General features: G+C 73.2%; 2 protein-coding genes and 1 pseudogene. All 3 read left to right on the forward strand.

Going from position 1 to position 2,429, the window contains the following annotated elements:
* A pseudogene (gene carB / locus KBX39_RS28935) lies at positions 1-649 on the forward strand (carbamoyl phosphate synthase large subunit); the annotation flags it as partial.
* Positions 650-752: 103 nt separating this feature from the next.
* Positions 753-1,766 carry a quinone-dependent dihydroorotate dehydrogenase gene (locus KBX39_RS28940; protein ID WP_043324949.1) on the forward strand — a complete coding sequence of 338 codons (1,014 nt, stop codon included), beginning with the start codon at positions 753-755 and terminating at the stop codon, positions 1,764-1,766.
* A gap of 132 nt (positions 1,767-1,898) precedes the next feature.
* Positions 1,899-2,429 (forward strand): aminotransferase class III-fold pyridoxal phosphate-dependent enzyme (locus tag KBX39_RS28945; protein ID WP_210873579.1); only part of this gene is annotated, 531 nt, incomplete at its 3' end.

Raw genomic sequence — 2,429 nt, forward strand, 5'->3', positions numbered from 1 at the left:
GCTGCCGCCCACCGGCGACGGCGGCACCATGCCGGCCGACGCGCCGATCGCGGTCAAGGAGGCGGTGCTGCCGTTCAAGCGGTTCCGCACCCCCTCCGGCAAGGGCATCGACGTGCTGCTCGGCCCGGAGATGAAGTCCACCGGCGAGGTGATGGGCATCGACACCGGCTTCGGGCAGGCGTTCGCCAAGTCGCAGGCTGCCGCGTACGGCTCGCTGCCCACCGCCGGGAAGATCTTCGTCTCGGTCGCCAACCGGGACAAGCGCGGCATGATCTTCCCGATCAAGCGCCTGGCCGACCTGGGCTTCGAGATCGTGGCCACCACCGGCACGGCCGAGGTGCTGCGCCGGCACGGCATCGCCTGCGAGCAGATCCGCAAGCACTACGAGTCGGGTGAGGGTGCGGACGCGGTCTCGCTGATCCTCGGCGGGGACGTGGCGCTGGTGGTGAACACGCCGCAGGGCTCCGGCGCGAGCGCCCGCTCCGACGGGTACGAGATCCGCAGCGCCGCGGTGAGCGTCGACATCCCCTGCGTCACCACGGTCCCCGGCGCCGCAGCCGCGGTCATGGGCATCGAGGCCCGAATCCGGGGCGACCTGAAGGTCCGCCCCCTGCAGGACCTGCACGCCGCCCTCCGGGCGGGCGAGTGACCCCGCGCCTGACCGCGCCGATCATGAGGTTGGCGGCGATGTGGATCTCCAAATCCGCCGCCAACCTCATGATCAACGGGGAGAGCGGGCGGGGGGCCGGGGCGTGATCTTCGAGAAGGTGGTGCGGCCCCGGCTGTTCTCGCTCGCGGGCGGGGACGCCGAGGGGGCGCACGAGTGGACCCTGGAACGGCTCGCGGCGGTGTCGCGGCAGCCGGCCGTTCTCGCGGCGCTGCGACGGGCGTACTTCCGGTCCGCGCCGCGCACCGTGTTCGGGGTGCGCTTCCCCAACCCGGTCGGGCTGGCCGCCGGGATGGACAAGAACGGACTCGCGTTGCCCGCCTGGCCGGCGCTCGGCTTCGGCTTCGTCGAGGTCGGCACCGTGACCGCGCACGCCCAGCCGGGCAATCCCCGGCCCCGGCTGTTCCGGCTGCGCGACAGCGAAGCGGTGATCAACCGGATGGGCTTCAACAACGCGGGCGCGGCGGCCCTCGCCGACCGGCTGGCGGCGTTGCCGCGCCCGCTCGGCGTACCGCTGGGCATCTCGCTCGGCAAGTCCAAGGTGACCCCGTTGGACCAGGCGGTCGAGGACTATCTCGACTCCTACCGGGCGCTCAAGGGACACGGTGACTACTTCGCCGTGAACGTGTCCTCACCGAACACCCCGGGGCTGCGCTCGCTTCAGGACCGGTCCCACCTGGACGCGCTGCTGGCCGCGCTGGTGGGGGAGAAGCCGGTGCTGGTGAAGATCGCCCCGGATCTCACCGAGCCGGCCGTGGCCGAGCTGCTGGAGGTCTGCCTCGACCGGGGCGCCGCCGGGGTCATCGCCACCAACACCACGCTCGCCCGGGACGGGCTGGCCCCGGCCGACCGGGCGCGCGGCGCGGAGACGGGCGGCCTGTCCGGCCGGCCGCTGACCGTACGGGCCCGGGAGATGGTCGCCTTCGTGCACCGGGAGACCGGCGGCCGGCTGCCGGTGATCGGCGTAGGCGGCATCCTCGACCCGGACGACGCGACGCGCATGTTCGATGCCGGCGCGTCCCTGGTCCAGCTCTACACCGGCTTCATCTACCGCGGCCCCGCCCTGACGAGAGCCATAACCCGGACCACCCACCCCTGACCCACCCCTCTCTTCCCCGCGATCTTGCACTCGCGGCCCCGGCACACCCCCTCATTCCGGGCGCGGCAGGGGCAGCAACCGCAAGATCGCGGGGGAAGAGAGGGGGCGGCGGGGAGGGGTGAAGGAGGAGACGTGACGCCTGAGGAGATTCTGGACGCGGACCGGCGGCACGTGTGGCATCCGTACGCCGCGATGCCCTCCGCCGGCGCGCCGTACGTCGTGGACAGCGCGCAAGGGGTGCGGCTGCGGCTGGCGGACGGGCGGGAGCTGGTCGACGGCATGTCGTCGTGGTGGGCGGCGATCCACGGCTACCGGCACCCGGCGCTCGACGCCGCGGTGACCGGCCAGCTCGGGCGGATGAGCCACGTGATGTTCGGCGGGCTCACCCACGAGCCGGCGGTACGCCTGGCGCGCACGCTCGTCGAGCTGACCCCGGACGGCCTGGAACACGTCTTCCTGGCCGACTCCGGCTCGGTGAGCGTCGAGGTCGCGGTGAAGATGTGCCTGCAGTACCAGCGGGCGCGGGGACGCCCGCAGCGCCGCCGGCTGGGCACCTGGCGGGGCGGCTACCACGGTGACACGTTCCACCCGATGAGCGTCTGCGACCCGGAGGGCGGCATGCACCACCTCTGGGGCGACGTGCTGCCCCGGCAGGTGTTCGCG

It is taken from the genome of Micromonospora sp. D75 (assembly GCF_018070405.1).
GTDB classification, from domain to species: domain Bacteria; phylum Actinomycetota; class Actinomycetes; order Mycobacteriales; family Micromonosporaceae; genus Micromonospora; species Micromonospora chalcea.